This window comes from Pseudomonas sp. Colony2 (genome assembly GCF_019382755.1).
Taxonomy (GTDB): Bacteria; Pseudomonadota; Gammaproteobacteria; order Pseudomonadales; family Pseudomonadaceae; genus Aquipseudomonas.
Map to the genome: position 1 here is coordinate 1120231 of NZ_CP080030.1, position 15283 is coordinate 1135513.

Below are 15283 nucleotides of genomic sequence, written 5' to 3' on the forward strand. Positions count from 1 at the left end.
ATCTTCATTTTCAGGCTTTGGCGCGGTCCAGCAGGTACTGGGTCAGCAATGGAACCGGACGGCCAGTGGCGCCCTTGTCCTTGCCGCCGCTGGTCCAGGCGGTGCCGGCGATGTCCAGGTGGGCCCAGTTGAAGTTCTTGGCGAAACGCGACAGGAAGCACGCCGCAGTGATGGTGCCGGCTTTCGGGCCACCAATGTTGGCGATGTCGGCGAACGGGCTGTCCAGCTGTTCCTGATACTCATCGAACAGCGGCAGTTGCCAGGCGCGGTCGTCGGCAGCCTGGCCGGCGCTGAGCAGTTGGCCGATCAGTTCGTCGCTGTTGCCCAGCAGGCCCGACGTGTGGGCGCCCAGGGCAACCACGCAGGCACCGGTCAGGGTGGCGATGTCGATCACGGCTTGCGGCTTGAAGCGCTCGGCGTAGGTCAGGGCGTCGCACAGCACCAGGCGGCCTTCGGCGTCGGTGTTGAGGATTTCCACGGTCTGGCCGCTGAGGGTGGTGACGATATCGCCCGGACGGGTCGCGCCGCCGCTCGGCATGTTCTCGGCGCAGGCCAGGATGCACACCAGGTTGATCGGCAGCTTGAGTTCCAGCACGGCACGCAGGGTGCCGAACACGCTGGCGGCGCCGCCCATGTCGTACTTCATCTCGTCCATGCCCAGGCCCGGCTTGAGGCTGATGCCGCCGGTGTCGAAGGTGATGCCTTTGCCGACCAGGGCAAATGGCTTCTCGGACTTCTTGCCGCCGTTGTATTGCATCACGATCAGGCGTGGCGGCTGGTCGCTGCCCTGGCCCACGGCATAGAACGAGCCCATGCCCAGTTCCTTGATCTTCTTCTCATCCAGGACTTCGACTTTCAGGCCCTTGAATTCCTTGCCCAGCGCCTTGGCTTGCTCGCCCAGGTAGGTTGGGTGGCAGATGTTCGGTGGCAGGTTGCCCAGGTCACGGGTGAACGCCATGCCGCCGGCGATGGCCTGGGCGTGGGTCACGGCGCGTTCGACTTCAGCCTGGGCCGCCTTGATGGTCAGCAGGGTGACTTTCTTCAGGGCGCGGGGTTCGGCCTTGGTGCTCTTGAACTGGTCGAAGACGTAGCCGCCGTCCAGCAGGCTTTCGGCCAGCAGGCGGGTCTTGCCGTAGCTGTCGCGGCCCTTGACCACGACTTCGTCCAGCGCCAGGGCCGCGTCGGTGCCGCCCAGGCCCTTGAGGGTGTTGAGGATGCCGGCGATGATCTTGCGGAACGGACGGTCGCCCAGTTCGGCGTCTTTACCAACGCCCACCAGCAATACACGGTCGGCTTTAAGGTTAGGCAGGCTTTGCAGCAGCAGGCTTTGGCCAACCTTGCCGGCCAGGTCACCGCGCTTGAGGACTGCGCTGATGGCGCCGCCGCTCAGTTCGTCCAGTTGCTTGGCGGCAACGCCCAGCTTGCGGCCTTCGCCGACAGCGACCACGAGGGTGGCGGTTTTCAACGTTTCGGGGCTAACGCTTTTTACAACCAGTTCCATTTTCGGGTCCCTTATAAAGGTCAGTGAGCCAGGAGTCTGTACTCCGGCTTGTAAGCTTGGCAGCCTGTAGGCCGCCCGCGACAAAGGCCGCAGTTTGAACCTCGCCGCCCGAGCCTGACAACCCTTGCGGGCAGCTTTGTGCACGCGTATGAGCAAGCTCCGTGACAGGTGCGGTCAATCACAGGATAATGCGCCATCTTTTTAGCCGGCCTGCAGCAATGGGTCGACTCGATATGCTTGCTTGTTTGGCCGCCTTAGCCTGACAACCCTGGAGTGTCTGGTTTGATCGTCTTCCGTTATCTATCCCGCGAAGTCCTGTTGACCCTGAGTGCCGTGAGTGCGGTATTGCTGGTCATCATCATGAGTGGTCGCTTCGTCAAATACCTCGCCCAGGCTGCCTCGGGTGCCCTGGATCCGGGTTCGCTGTTCCTGATCATGGGCTTTCGCCTGCCGGGCTTCCTGCAGTTGATCCTGCCATTGGGCCTGTTTCTCGGGATTCTGCTGGCCTACGGCCGCTTGTACCTTGAAAGCGAAATGACCGTGTTGTCGGCCACCGGCATGAGCCAGCAACGTTTGCTGGCCATGACCATGGTTCCGGCCACCGGTATCGCGCTGGTGGTGGCCTGGCTGAGCTTGAGCCTGGCACCCCAGGGCGCCATGCAGTTCCAGCTGGTGCTGAACAAACAGGACGCCATGACCGAATTCGACACCCTGGAGCCGGGCCGCTTCCAAGCGCTCAACGACGGCACCCGGGTGACCTATACCGAGCAAATGTCGGATGACCGTGCCAACCTGGGAGGGGTGTTCATCTCCCAGAAAAACCTCGGCCAGAACCAGAAAGACCGTGGTATTTCGATTCTGGTGGCCGACAAGGGGCGCCAGGAAGTGCGCCCGGATGGAAGCCGTTACCTGATCCTGGAAGATGGCTATCGCTATGACGGCAGCCCCGGTCAGGCCGATTACCGCGCAATCAAGTACGACACCTATGGCGTGATGCTGGCCCGGCCGGATGTCAGCGATGAGGTCACCGACCGCGACGCGATCCCGACCCCAGACCTGATCGGCAGCAAGGAACTGCGTTCGATCGCCGAGCTGCAATGGCGGATTTCCCTGCCGTTGCTGGTGTTTATCGTGACCTTGATGGCAGTGCCGCTGTCCCGGGTCAACCCGCGCCAGGGCCGCTTCCTCAAGCTGCTGCCGGCGATCCTGCTTTATATGGCTTACCTGACCATCCTGATTTCCGCCCGCGGCTCCCTGGAGAAGGGCAAACTGCCGCCGGCCCTTGGGTTGTGGTGGGTCCACGGGGTCTTCCTGGCCATTGGCCTGGGGCTGCTTTATTGGGAACCGATGCGGTTGAAGATGCGGAGTCGTCGCAGCGTGAAGGAGATGGCCCGTGGTTAAGCTCGACCGCTACATTGGTAGCAGCGTCCTGGTCGCAATCCTTGCGGTATTGGGCATTATTCTGGGGCTGGCCTCGTTGTTCGCCTTCATTGATGAAGTCGGCAACGTCAGCGATACCTACACCGTCACCGACGTCCTGAGCTACGTGGCGCTGACGGCGCCCCGTCGCCTGTACGACATGATGCCGATGGCTGCGCTGATCGGCTGCCTGATCGGCCTGGGCAGCCTGGCCAGCAACAGCGAGCTGACCATCATGCGCGCGGCGGGTGTTTCCATCGGTCGCATCGTGTGGGCGGTCATGAAGCCCATGCTGTTGCTGATGGTGGTCAGCGTGCTGATCGGTGAATACGTGGCGCCTCCAGCCGAGTCCACGGCCCAGGCCAATCGTGCCCTGGCCCAGGGTTCGGGCGATGCCCAGAGCTCCAAGCATGGCCTGTGGCACCGCCAGGGTGAGGAGTTTATCCACATCAACGCCGTGCAGCCGGGTGGCTTGCTGGTGGGTGTCACCCGCTACCACTTCGACAAGGAACGTCACCTGCTGTCGTCGAGCTTCGCCAAACGTGCGCAGTACGCCGACGAAAAGTGGCAACTGAGCGATGTGACCACCACCTATTTCCGTGATATCGGCAAGGGTGCGGCATCGACCACCGAAGTGATCAATGTGCCGACGGAGCAGTGGGATATTTCCCTCAAGCCCGAATTGCTGAATACCGTGGTGATGATCCCGGAAAGCCTGCCGATCTCCGGCCTGTGGGGGTATATCCATTACCTCAAGGACCAGGGCTTGAACAACGGCCGTTACTGGCTGGCGTTTTGGGTCAAGGTGTTGCAGCCGGTGGTGACGGCTGCGCTGGTGCTGATGGCGATCTCGTTCATCTTTGGCCCGTTGCGTTCCGTGACCCTCGGCCAGCGCGTGTTTACCGGCGTACTGGTGGGTTTCACCTTCCGTATCGCCCAGGACCTGCTGGGGCCGTCCAGCCTGGTATTCGGTTTCTCGCCGCTGTTTGCGGTGCTGGTGCCGACCGCCATCTGCGCCGTGGCCGGCTTCTGGCTGTTGCGTCGGGCCGGTTGAGCCCGCGCTTATGAACAAAAAATGCCCCGTTCGAACGACCGGGGCATTTTTGTTCTTGGTCGCCATGGATGACGTCTGGTCTGCGCATCAGGTACAATTCCCGGCTATTTTTCAGCGGGCAGTCTGCCTGCAGCCTTTTTGAGTGTTGATCCGTGAGTGATTTGAGTCATATCCGCAATTTCTCCATCATCGCCCACATTGACCATGGCAAGTCGACGCTGGCCGATCGATTCATCCAGATGTGCGGCGGCCTTGCCGAGCGTGAAATGGAAGCCCAGGTGCTGGACTCCATGGACCTCGAGCGCGAGCGCGGGATCACCATCAAGGCCCACAGCGTAACCCTGTATTACACCGCCAAAGACGGTATCAAGTACCAGCTCAACTTCATCGACACCCCGGGCCACGTCGACTTCACCTATGAAGTCAGCCGTTCCCTGGCGGCCTGCGAAGGTGCGTTGCTGGTAGTGGATGCGGGCCAGGGCGTTGAAGCCCAGTCCGTGGCCAACTGCTACACCGCCATCGAGCAAGGCCTGGAGGTGATGCCGGTGCTGAACAAGATCGACCTGCCACAGGCCGATCCGGACCGCGTCAAGGAAGAGATCGAGAAGATCATCGGCATTGACGCCACCGACGCCGTCGAGTGCAGCGCCAAGACCGGCCTGGGCGTCGACGAGGTGCTCGAGCGCCTGGTCAAGACCATTCCAGCCCCCACCGGCAACTACGAAGATCCGCTGCAAGCGTTGATCATCGACTCCTGGTTCGACAACTACCTGGGTGTTGTTTCCCTGGTACGCGTACGCCACGGCCGTGTGAAGAAGGGCGACAAGATCCTGGTCAAGTCCACCGGCAAGATCCACCTGGTGGACAGCGTCGGTGTATTCAACCCGAAGCACACGGCTACCACTGATCTGAAAGCCGGCGAAGTAGGCTTCATCATCGCCGGTATCAAGGACATCCACGGTGCACCGGTAGGTGACACCCTGACCTTGAGCTCCACCCCTGACGTCGACGTGCTGCCGGGCTTCAAACGCATCCAGCCGCAGGTTTACGCCGGCCTGTTCCCGGTCAGCTCCGACGACTTCGAGGATTTCCGCGAAGCCCTGCAGAAGCTGACCCTCAACGACTCGTCGTTGCAGTACACCCCGGAAAGCTCCGACGCCCTGGGCTTCGGTTTCCGCTGCGGTTTCCTGGGCATGCTGCACATGGAAATCATCCAGGAGCGCCTCGAGCGCGAATACGACCTGGACCTGATCACCACCGCGCCGACGGTTATTTTTGAACTGGCGCTGAAAACCGGTGAAACGATTTACGTCGACAACCCGTCCAAGCTTCCGGATCTGTCTTCCATCGAAGACATGCGCGAACCGATCGTGCGGGCCAATATTCTTGTGCCGCAAGAGCATCTGGGCAACGTCATTACCCTGTGTATCGAAAAGCGTGGCGTACAACACGACATGCTGTTCCTCGGTACCCAGGTGCAAGTGACCTACGATTTGCCGATGAACGAAGTGGTCCTGGACTTCTTCGACCGTCTCAAATCCACCAGCCGCGGCTATGCTTCGCTGGATTACCATTTTGACCGTTACCAATCAGCTAATCTGGTGAAGCTGGATGTACTGATCAACGGCGACAAGGTGGATGCCCTGGCGCTGATCGTGCACAAGGACAACGCGCACTACAAAGGTCGCCAGTTGACCGAAAAGATGAAAGAACTGATTCCGCGCCAGATGTTCGACGTCGCGATCCAGGCCGCCATCGGCGGGCAGATCATTGCACGGACTTCCGTCAAGGCACTCAGAAAGAACGTACTGGCCAAATGCTATGGCGGCGACGTCAGCCGTAAGCGCAAGCTGCTCGAGAAGCAAAAGGCCGGTAAAAAACGCATGAAGCAAGTGGGTAACGTGGAAATTCCACAAGAAGCCTTCCTTGCGGTGCTCAGGTTGGATAGTTAGGTCCTATGTCACTAAATTTCCCGCTGTTGCTGGTCATCGCCGTTGCCGTTTGCGGTCTATTGGCGTTGCTCGATCTGGTGTTCTTCGCCCCGCGTCGCCGGGCAGCCATCGCGTCCTATCAGGGCAGCGTCAGCCAGCCCGATGTGGCGGTGATCGAGAAACTGAACAAAGAGCCGATGCTGGTTGAATACGGCAAGTCGTTCTTCCCGGTGTTGTTCATCGTGCTGGTGCTGCGTTCGTTCCTGGTGGAACCGTTTCAGATCCCTTCGGGCTCGATGAAACCTACCCTGGACGTGGGCGACTTCATCCTGGTGAACAAGTTTTCCTACGGGATCCGCTTGCCGGTGATCGACAAGAAAGTGATCGAGATCGGTGACCCGCAGCGCGGCGATGTGATGGTGTTTCGCTACCCAAGCGACCCGAACGTCAACTACATCAAGCGTGTAGTGGGCCTGCCGGGCGACGTGATTCGCTACACCAGCGACAAGCGCCTGTTCGTCAACGGCGAGTCGGTGGCAGAAAAACTGATCGGCTCCGAGCCGAACACCCTGGGCAGCGCCGAGCTGTACCAGGAAAAACTCGGGGCGGTAGAGCACGAAATCCGCAAGGAGATGAGCCGCTACCGTTCGCCGCCTGACAACCAGTGGACAGTGCCTGCCGGGCACTACTTCATGATGGGCGACAACCGCGACAACTCCAACGACAGCCGCTACTGGGATGACCCGAATATTCCCAAGGACCTGCTGGGCATGGTCCCCGACCAGAATATCGTCGGCAAGGCCTTCGCGGTCTGGATGAGTTGGCCGGAACCCAAGCTCAGCCACCTGCCGAACTTCTCGCGGGTCGGGCTGATCAAGTAATCCATGCGGCGCTGTGAACACAGCGCCGAATGCTTTTCTGGGGCTTGGACAAAACCAGGCTCCATGCAGCAACCACCAGGATTTGAATTTGAACACAGCGTTAATCGTCGCAGGCCACCGGTGCCTCGAACTGAATGTGGGTAAACCGTGAGCGTTTCTCTAAGCCGTCTCGAGCGCCAGCTCGGCTACACCTTCAAGGATCAGGAATTGATGATCCTTGCCCTCACACACCGCAGTTTTGCCGGGCGTAACAACGAGCGCCTGGAATTCCTCGGTGATGCCATCCTCAATTTCGTCGCCGGCGAAGCCCTGTTCAATCGCTTCCCGCTGGCCCGCGAAGGCCAGTTGTCGCGCCTGCGTGCGCGCCTGGTGAAAGGCGAGACCCTGGCTGTACTGGCCCGTGGTTTCGACCTGGGTGATTACCTGCGCCTGGGCTCCGGCGAGCTGAAGAGCGGCGGTTTCCGTCGCGAGTCGATCCTGGCCGACGCCCTTGAGGCACTGATCGGCGCGATCTACCTCGACGCGGGCATGGAAGCGGCCAAGGAGCGCGTCGTCGCCTGGCTGTCGACCGAAATCGAAAGCCTGACGCTGGTAGACACCAACAAAGATCCAAAGACCCGCCTGCAGGAATTCCTGCAGTCCCGTGGTTGCGACCTGCCGCGTTACGAAGTGGTGGATATCCAGGGTGAGCCGCATTGCCGAGTGTTCTTCGTCGAATGCGAAATCACCTTACTGAATGAAAAAAGCCGAGGTCAGGGTGTGAGCCGTCGTATTGCCGAACAGGTAGCGGCCGCTGCAGCACTGATTGCCCTGGGCGTGGAGAATGGCCATGACTGATTCAACCGCAACTCGCTGTGGCTATGTTGCCATCGTCGGCCGTCCGAACGTGGGCAAGTCCACGTTGCTGAACCACATCCTGGGACAGAAGCTGGCGATCACCTCGCGCAAGCCCCAGACCACCCGCCACAACATGCTGGGCATCAAGACCGAAGGCGCCGTACAGGCTGTCTACGTTGATACCCCGGGCATGCACAAAGGCGGCGAAAAGGCCCTCAACCGCTACATGAACAAAACCGCTTCGGCCGCGTTGAAAGACGTCGACGTGGTGATCTTCGTGGTCGACCGTACCAAGTGGACCGACGAAGACCAGATGGTTCTGGAGCGCGTGCAGTATGTCACCGGCCCGTTGATCGTCGCGTTGAACAAGACCGACCGCATCGAAGACAAGGCCGAGCTGATGCCGCACCTGAGCTGGCTGCAGGAACAACTGCCGAACGCCCAGATCATGCCGATCTCGGCCCAGCACGGGCACAACCTTGAAGCCCTGGAACGTGTGATTGCTGGCTACCTGCCGGAGAACGAACACTTCTTCCCGGAAGACCAGATCACCGACCGCAGCAGCCGTTTCCTCGCCGCCGAACTGGTACGCGAGAAAATCATGCGCCAGATGGGTGCCGAGCTGCCGTACCAGATCACCGTCGAAATCGAAGAGTTCAAGCAGCAGGGCAAGACCCTGCATATCCATGCGTTGATCCTCGTCGAGCGTGACGGCCAGAAGAAAATCATCATTGGCGACAAGGGCGAGCGCATCAAGCGCATCGGCACCGAAGCGCGCAAGGACATGGAATTGCTGTTTGATTCCAAGATCATGCTCAACCTGTGGGTGAAGGTTAAGGGTGGTTGGTCCGATGATGAGCGTGCGTTGCGTTCGTTGGGTTACGGCGACCTGTAACAGGTCTCCGGAACACCGCAGGACAAATGTGGGAGCGGGCTTGCTCGCGAATGCAGGGTGTCAGTCACCAGATGTGTTGACTGACACCCTGCATTCGCGAGCAAGCCCGCTCCCACATTGGATAGTCGTTGTTTTCCAGACCGTGTTCCCGCAGCGAGAACCCCATGTCTCAAACCCCACCCACCGGCCAACCCGCCTACGTCTTGCACAGCCGCGCCTACCGCGAGACCAGCGCCCTGGTGGACTTCCTCACGCCCCAAGGCCGCCTGCGCGCGGTCTTGCGCAGTGCACGCGGCAAGGCCGGCACCCTGGCGCGGCCCTTCGTGGCCCTGGAAGTGGAGTTTCGTGGACGCGGCGAGCTGAAGAACGTCGGCCGCATGGAAGCTGCCGGCGCCTCCAACTGGCTCAACGGTGAGGCGCTGTTCAGCGGCCTTTACCTCAACGAATTGCTGATCCGCCTGCTCCCCGCCGAAGACCCGCACCCCGGCGTCTTCGATCATTATGCCGCCACCTTGCTCGCCCTCGCCGAAGGCCGTCCCCTGGAACCGCTGCTGCGCGCATTCGAATGGCGCCTGCTGGATGACTTGGGCTACGGCTTCGAACTGAGCAACGACCTGCACGGCGAGCCCATCGCCGCCGACGGCATGTATCGCCTGCAAGTGGACGCAGGCCTGGAGCGGGTCTACCTGCTGCAACCCGGCCTGTTCCAGGGCACCGAATTGCTCGCCATGAGCGAAGCCGACTGGACCGCCCCCGGCGCCCTGTCCGCCGCCAAGCGCCTGATGCGCCAAGCCCTGGCCGTGCATCTGGGCGGTCGACCACTGGTCAGCCGCGAGTTGTTTCGAAAGCCCTGACATCCCCGTGTATGCTGTGCAGCGATTCCTTCCCTCTTCAGGAGCGCTTTTCGTGACCACCAGCAATCGCATTCTTCTCGGCGTGAACATCGACCACGTAGCCACCCTGCGCCAGGCCCGGGGCACCCGTTACCCGGACCCGGTCAAGGCCGCGCTGGACGCCGAAGAAGCGGGCGCCGACGGCATCACCGTGCACCTGCGCGAAGACCGGCGCCACATCCAGGAGCGCGACGTGCTGCTGCTCAAGGACGTGCTGCAAACCCGCATGAACTTCGAAATGGGCGTCACCGAGGAAATGATGGCGTTCGCCGAGCGCATTCGCCCGGCGCATATCTGCCTGGTGCCGGAAACCCGCCAGGAACTGACCACCGAAGGCGGCCTCGATGTGGCTGGCCAGGAAGCGCGGATCAAGGCTGCCGTGGAGCGCCTGTCGAAGATCGGCAGTGAAGTCTCGCTGTTCATTGATGCCGATGAGCGCCAGATCGAAGCTTCGCGCCGTGTCGGTGCCCCGGCCATCGAACTGCACACCGGCCGTTATGCCGACGCGACCACGCCGACCGAAGTTGCCGACGAATTGCAGCGCATCATCGACGGCGTCAACTGCGGCCTGGGCGAAGGCCTGATCGTCAACGCCGGCCACGGCCTGCACTACCATAACGTCGAAGCCGTGGCTGCGATCAAGGGCATCAACGAGCTGAACATCGGCCATGCACTGGTGGCTCATGCGCTGTTCGTCGGCTTCAAAGGCGCCGTCGCCGAGATGAAAGCCTTGATTCTGGCCGCCGCCAAACATTAAAAGAGCGCTGAAGATCCAATGTGGGAGCGGGCTTGCTCGCGAAGGCGGTGGGTCTGTTACTCATGCATCGTCTGACACGCCGCTTTCGCGAGCAAGCCCGCTCCCACACAAGCCCGCTCCCACATGTGGCAATGCGAACCCTTACTGTTTAGGTGATGCCGGTGTATGGTATCTGCCCTTTGCGGGTCTCGGACCCGCGGCAGATACGTGAGGTTGTTGTGTCCCAATCGTTTTCCCGTCGACAAATCCTGGGTGGTCTTGCCGGTCTCGCGGTGGTGGGCGTCGGTGCCGGTGGCGCCTATCGCTACTGGCTCGGGAAGGTGGCCGAGGCCGAGGCGGGGCACGATTACGAGCTGATCGCCGCGCCGCTGGACGTGGAGCTGGTGCCGGGGCACAAGACCCAGGCCTGGGCCTTCGGCCCTTCGGCGCCGGGCACCGAGTTGCGAGTGCGCCAGGGTGAATGGCTGCGGGTACGCTTTATCAACCACCTGCCGGTCGCCACCACCATCCACTGGCATGGCATACGCCTGCCGCTGGAAATGGACGGCGTGCCGTATGTCTCGCAATTGCCGGTACTGCCGGGCGAATACTTCGACTACAAATTCCGCGTGCCCGATGCCGGCAGCTATTGGTATCACCCCCACGTGAACAGCAGCGAAGAACTGGGCCGTGGCCTGGTGGGCCCGCTGATCATCGAGGAGCGCGAACCCACCGGTTTCAAGCACGAACGCACCCTGAGCCTGAAAAGCTGGCACGTGGACGAAGAGGGCGCTTTTGTCGCCTTCAGCATTCCCCGCGAAGCGGCCCGGGGCGGCACCGCCGGACGCCTGTCGACCATCAATGGCGTGTCCCAGGCGGTGATTGATTTGCCGGCCGGGCAGATCACCCGTGTGCGCCTGCTCAACCTCGATAACACCCTGACCTATCGCATCAACATCCCCGACGTTGAAGCGCAGATCTATGCCCTGGACGGCAACCCCATCGAACCGCGCCCGCTGGGCAAGGAATACTGGCTCGGCCCTGGCATGCGCATCTGCCTGGCGATCAAGGCGCCGCCCGCCGGTGAAGAATTGTCGATCCGCAACGGCCCGGTACGCCTGGGCACCTTCCGCTCGGTGGCCAGCACCGACACGGCGACCGAATGGCCGCCTGCGTTGCCGGCGAACCCGATTGCCGAGCCGGACCTGGCCAATGCCGAGAAACTCAACTTCAATTTCGAATGGGTTGGATCGGTCTCGGTGAACGTGGACAATAAGCCACCGAGCCTGTGGCAGATCAACGGCCAGGCCTGGGACATCACCGACAAGACCTGCGCCGACCGCCCGATTGCCAAGCTTGCAAAGGGCAAGAGCTACATTTTCGAATTGAAGAACATGACCCAGTACCAACACCCGATCCACCTGCACGGCATGAGTTTCAAGGTCATCGCCTCGAACCGCCACAAGGTGATTCCGTACTTCACCGACACCTACCTGCTGGGCAAGAACGAGCGTGCCCGCGTGGCGCTGGTGGCGGATAACCCGGGTGTCTGGATGTTCCACTGCCATGTGATCGACCACATGGAAACCGGCCTGATGGCCGCCATCGAGGTGGCGTGATGCGCCAGTTTCGCCCCACGGCGATTATCGACCGCAGCCGCGACCAGGACTTCATGCGTGAAGCGCTGGCCCTGGCTGCCCAGGGGGCCGCGCTGGGCGAAGTGCCGGTGGGCGCGGTGCTGGTGCAGGATGGCGAAGTGATCGGGCGCGGCTTCAACTGCCCCATCAGCGGCAACGACCCCAGTGCGCATGCCGAGATGGTCGCGATTCGGGCCGCTGCTCAGGCTGTCAGCAATTACCGGCTGCCGGGCAGCACGCTCTACGTCACGCTGGAGCCGTGCAGCATGTGCGCCGGGCTGATCGTGCATTCACGGATTGCCCGGGTGGTGTACGGCGCGCTGGAGCCCAAAGCCGGGATTGTGCAAAGCCAGGGGCAGTTTTTTACCCAGGGCTTTCTCAACCATCGGGTGCTGTATGAGGGCGGGGTGTTGGCCGAGGAGTGCGGGACGGTGTTGAGCGAGTTCTTCAAGGCGCGAAGAGCCAAAGGCTGACGCGATACCCTGTGGCGAGGGAGCTTGCTCCCGCTGGGCTGCGTAGCGGCCCCAAAATCTGGGGAGCGCTGCGCACTCCAGCGGGAGCAAGCTCCCTCGCCACAACAGCAGTCTTATTTCTTCAACACAACAGCAGTCTTATTTCTTCGCGACAATCACCGCCCGCATCGGCGCCGGCAGCCCTTCGATGGTCTTGCTGTGATCTTCTGGGTCCAGGAAGTCGCTGAGGGACTGATACTTCATCCACTCCGTGCCGCGCTGTTCCTCGACCGTGGTCACGCTCACGTCCACACAGTGCACCTCACTGAAGCCCGCACGCCGCAGCCACAGCATCAGCGCCGGCACCGACGGTAGGAACCAAACGTTGCGCATCTGCGCGTAGCGGTCTTCCGGCACCAGCACTTGCTGCTGATCGCCTTCAACCACCAGCGTCTCCAGCACCAGCTCCCCACCCTTGACCAGGCAATCCTTCAGCGCCAGCAAATGCTCGATGGGCGAGCGGCGATGGTAGAACACACCCATGGAAAATACCGTGTCGAAGCCTTCCATGTTCGACGGCAGGTCTTCAAACGGGAACGGCAGGTGCCAGGCCTTGGGCGTCGGCAGATAACGCTGCACCGCCTGGAACTGGCAGAAGAACAACCAGTTCGGGTCGACGCCAATCACACTGTCGGCGCCGGCGCCGAGCATGCGCCACATGTAATAGCCGTTGCCGCAGCCCACATCGAGGATGCGTTTGCCCTTGAGGTCCAGGTGCGGCGCGACCCGTGACCACTTCCAGTCCGAGCGCCATTCGGTGTCCACGTGCACGCCGAACAGATCGAACGGCCCCTTGCGCCACGGGCAAAGGCCCATCAGCGCAGTACGCATTTGCGCACGGGTGTCGTCGTCGCAGTCGGTATCGAGCACGAGGCCGTTCAGCAGGTCGATTTCACTGGGCATGATCTTCGGCAGCGCATCCAGCGCGCTCTGCCAGCGTTCCAGGTCGCCATGGCCTTTTTCCATCTTTGCATCGAGTTGCGCTTGCAGGCCCTGGGCCCATACGGCCAGGGGAGTGCCGACCAGATGGCGGGCGAGGGGAGACAGATCAATCATGGCAAGGCAATCAACGAAGCAAAGTTAAGACACTGGAACCACGGCACGACTTTCGAGAACCCGGCCGCCAGCAGGCGTTCGCGGTGTTCTTCGAGGCTGTCGGGCTTCATGACGTTTTCGATGGCGCTGCGCTTCTGGGCGATTTCCAGTTCGCTGTAGCCGTTGGCACGCTTGAAGGCGATGTGCAAATCGGTGAGCAGCGCATGTTCTTCCGGGTCATTGAAGCGCAGCTTTTCCGAAAGGATCAGCGCGCCGCTCGGCAGCAGCGATTGGCGAATGCGCGAGAGCAACGCCTGGCGTTGTTCGGGGGCGATAAATTGCAGGGTGAAGTTCAGCGCCACTACCGAAGCCGGCTGGAATTGCAGGGCGAGGATATCGCCCTCGATCACCTCCACCGGCAGCAACTCCTGGAACATCGAGTCCTGGCCGTTGAGGTATTCGCGGCAACGCTCGACCATCGCCGCCGAGTTATCCACCGCGATCACCCGGCAACCGTCGGTGCGCACGTGACGGCGCAGGGCCTGGGTCACCGCGCCGAGGGATGAACCGAGGTCGTAGAGCACACTATTGGGCTGGGCAAACTGCGCCGCGAGTACGCCGAGGTTCTCGACGATGGTCGGGTAGCCGGGCACCGAGCGCTTGATCATGTCCGGGAAAACCCGCACCACGTCTTCGTTGAAGGCGAAGTCCGGCACCTGGGGCAGGGGCTGGGCGAATAGGCGATCGGGTTCTTTGCTCACGGCTGTTCCGGCGACGAAGGGGGAAAGCCGGGCATTTTAGCGTAGGAGCTGGCTTGCCGGCGATGTTCGTTAACGATGACGCGGACTTTCTGGATGAACGCGGCAACTGTGGGTTTTTTCGCTGGCAAGCCAGCTCCTACAGGTTGACGGTTTTTTTCTGAGGAAAGGAAGAGGCCGTAATGCCCCACTGCCCCAGCCAGTAGCTGACAATCAGCAAATACGGCGCCGCTTCAAACGCCACCACAAACCGATTGATCCCGATCAGCGTGTCGGAAAACACGAACGACGCCGCACCTGCGGCCGCCAGGTATGCCGAGCGCTTGGGCACGCCGCTGCCCAACCGCGCAAGCGCTCGCCACAGCATCGCGCTGATCACCAGCGCATACACCACCACCGGCACCAGCAATGGGCCCAGGCCATGGGAAATCAGAATGCTCAGCAAGATCGCGCCCACCACCAGCGCCAGTACCAGCGGCAAAATCGCCGGGCGGCGGCAGTCGCTCAAGTAGGCTTTCAGGTACGCCAGGTGTGCGAACAAAAACGCACCGAGGCCGAAGATGAACAGGTCGCCGGGCCAGGCCAGCAGCACGTCGCCCACCAGGGAAAAAATCAGCCCCAGGCTGATCCAGCGTCGATAGTCAGTGGGCGGCGCATCATGCAGCCAGCCCAGCAGCGCCAGTACCGGCAATGGCTTTACCAACAGGCAGAGCAGGGTGGCGTGGGTGCTCAGGCCGTAGATAAAGGTTACCGCCCCCATCAACGCAAGGATCATCCATGGCATATCAGTTCACCGTAATGGCGCAGTCGAAGGTTTCGGCCGGTTCAGCTTCCGGCTCCCAGGGTTGTTGTGAGGTGAGGCGCAAACGGCCCTGGCCGGCGTTGAAGGCCTGGAAGCGCCAGGTGGATTGGCCGCCACTGCCGACCACGCCGGTGTCGTCGGTGTTGCTGTAGACCTCGGGGCTCAGGCTGCGCAGCACGCCGCCGGCCGAGTCCTGGATGGCCCAGCGGTAACCGGTGGTGGGATTGCTGGGCAGGGTCAGGATCAGGTTTTGCCCGGTCTTGAGTTGCAGCGGGCAGGCGCTCTGTTTTTCCACGGTGACGTTTTGCTTCGGCGCACTGGCGCAGGCGGCGAGCAGGCAAAGGCTCAGGGGGAGAAGCAGACGGGCAGCGGTCATGGGGGCTCCGTTGTTT

The 15283-nt window shown here is 61.6% G+C and carries 15 protein-coding genes; 10 read left to right on the forward strand and 5 right to left on the reverse strand.

The annotated features are described in order from the left end of the window. Positions 1-10: 10 nt before the first annotated feature. On the reverse strand, positions 11-1501 hold the full coding sequence (locus tag JV201_RS04585; protein WP_003210444.1) for a leucyl aminopeptidase: 1491 nt from the start codon (positions 1499-1501) through the stop codon (positions 11-13). A 282-nt stretch (positions 1502-1783) separates the two neighbouring features. Here JV201_RS04585 and lptF point away from each other — a divergent pair, with 282 nt between their 5' ends. The 10 genes from lptF to tadA all read left to right on the forward strand — a co-directional run bounded on the left by lptF (position 1784) and on the right by tadA (position 12257). Continuing rightward, positions 1784-2902, forward strand: a complete 1119-nt coding sequence (gene lptF / locus JV201_RS04590; protein ID WP_003210442.1) for an LPS export ABC transporter permease LptF — start codon at positions 1784-1786, stop codon at positions 2900-2902. Beyond that, positions 2895-3974 carry an LPS export ABC transporter permease LptG gene (lptG, locus tag JV201_RS04595; protein ID WP_003210440.1) on the forward strand — a complete coding sequence of 360 codons (1080 nt, stop codon included), beginning with the start codon at positions 2895-2897 and terminating at the stop codon, positions 3972-3974. Before lptF ends, lptG begins: the two co-directional genes overlap by 8 nt. A 152-nt stretch (positions 3975-4126) precedes the next feature. Beyond that, positions 4127-5926 carry a translation elongation factor 4 gene (lepA, locus tag JV201_RS04600; RefSeq protein ID WP_003210439.1) on the forward strand — a complete coding sequence of 600 codons (1800 nt, stop codon included), beginning with the start codon at positions 4127-4129 and terminating at the stop codon, positions 5924-5926. A 5-nt stretch (positions 5927-5931) separates the two neighbouring features. After that, complete coding sequence (gene lepB, locus JV201_RS04605; RefSeq protein WP_003210437.1) at positions 5932-6786, forward strand: signal peptidase I; 855 nt, start codon at positions 5932-5934, stop codon at positions 6784-6786. A 147-nt stretch (positions 6787-6933) separates the two neighbouring features. Further along, complete coding sequence (gene rnc, locus JV201_RS04610) at positions 6934-7623, forward strand: ribonuclease III (RefSeq protein WP_003210434.1); 690 nt, start codon at positions 6934-6936, stop codon at positions 7621-7623. Beyond that, a complete protein-coding gene (gene era, locus JV201_RS04615) occupies positions 7616-8518 on the forward strand; it encodes a GTPase Era (RefSeq protein WP_003210432.1) in 903 nt (300 codons plus the stop codon). Before rnc ends, era begins: the two co-directional genes overlap by 8 nt. Positions 8519-8682: 164 nt before the next feature. Next, a complete protein-coding gene (gene recO / locus JV201_RS04620; RefSeq protein WP_003210428.1) occupies positions 8683-9372 on the forward strand; it encodes a DNA repair protein RecO in 690 nt (229 codons plus the stop codon). A 52-nt stretch (positions 9373-9424) separates the two neighbouring features. Beyond that, positions 9425-10168: a pyridoxine 5'-phosphate synthase gene (gene pdxJ, locus JV201_RS04625; RefSeq protein ID WP_003210427.1), complete on the forward strand. Its 744-nt coding sequence runs from the start codon at positions 9425-9427 to the stop codon at positions 10166-10168. Between the two features lie 218 nt (positions 10169-10386). Then, positions 10387-11766, forward strand: coding sequence for a multicopper oxidase family protein (locus JV201_RS04630; RefSeq protein WP_087695164.1), 1380 nt, complete (start codon positions 10387-10389; stop codon positions 11764-11766). Then, positions 11766-12257: a tRNA adenosine(34) deaminase TadA gene (tadA, locus tag JV201_RS04635; RefSeq protein WP_003210422.1), complete on the forward strand. Its 492-nt coding sequence runs from the start codon at positions 11766-11768 to the stop codon at positions 12255-12257. The genes JV201_RS04630 and tadA overlap by 1 nt, the downstream gene beginning before the upstream one ends. Positions 12258-12395: 138 nt before the next feature. Here tadA and cmoB read toward each other — a convergent pair whose 3' ends face one another. The 4 genes from cmoB to JV201_RS04655 form a co-directional block, all read right to left on the reverse strand. Further along, entirely contained in the window at positions 12396-13352 is a 957-nt protein-coding gene (gene cmoB / locus JV201_RS04640; protein WP_219406574.1) for a tRNA 5-methoxyuridine(34)/uridine 5-oxyacetic acid(34) synthase CmoB, read from the reverse strand. After that, positions 13349-14092, reverse strand: a complete 744-nt coding sequence (gene cmoA / locus JV201_RS04645; protein ID WP_219406575.1) for a carboxy-S-adenosyl-L-methionine synthase CmoA — start codon at positions 14090-14092, stop codon at positions 13349-13351. Before cmoA ends, cmoB begins: the two co-directional genes overlap by 4 nt. A 136-nt stretch (positions 14093-14228) precedes the next feature. After that, the gene (locus JV201_RS04650; protein WP_003210415.1) at positions 14229-14873 is read right to left on the reverse strand and encodes a lysoplasmalogenase; all 645 of its coding nucleotides are present in this window, start codon (positions 14871-14873) and stop codon (positions 14229-14231) included. Between the two features lies 1 nt (position 14874). After that, the gene (locus JV201_RS04655) at positions 14875-15267 is read right to left on the reverse strand and encodes a protease inhibitor I42 family protein (protein ID WP_003210413.1); all 393 of its coding nucleotides are present in this window, start codon (positions 15265-15267) and stop codon (positions 14875-14877) included. Positions 15268-15283: the final 16 nt, after the last annotated feature.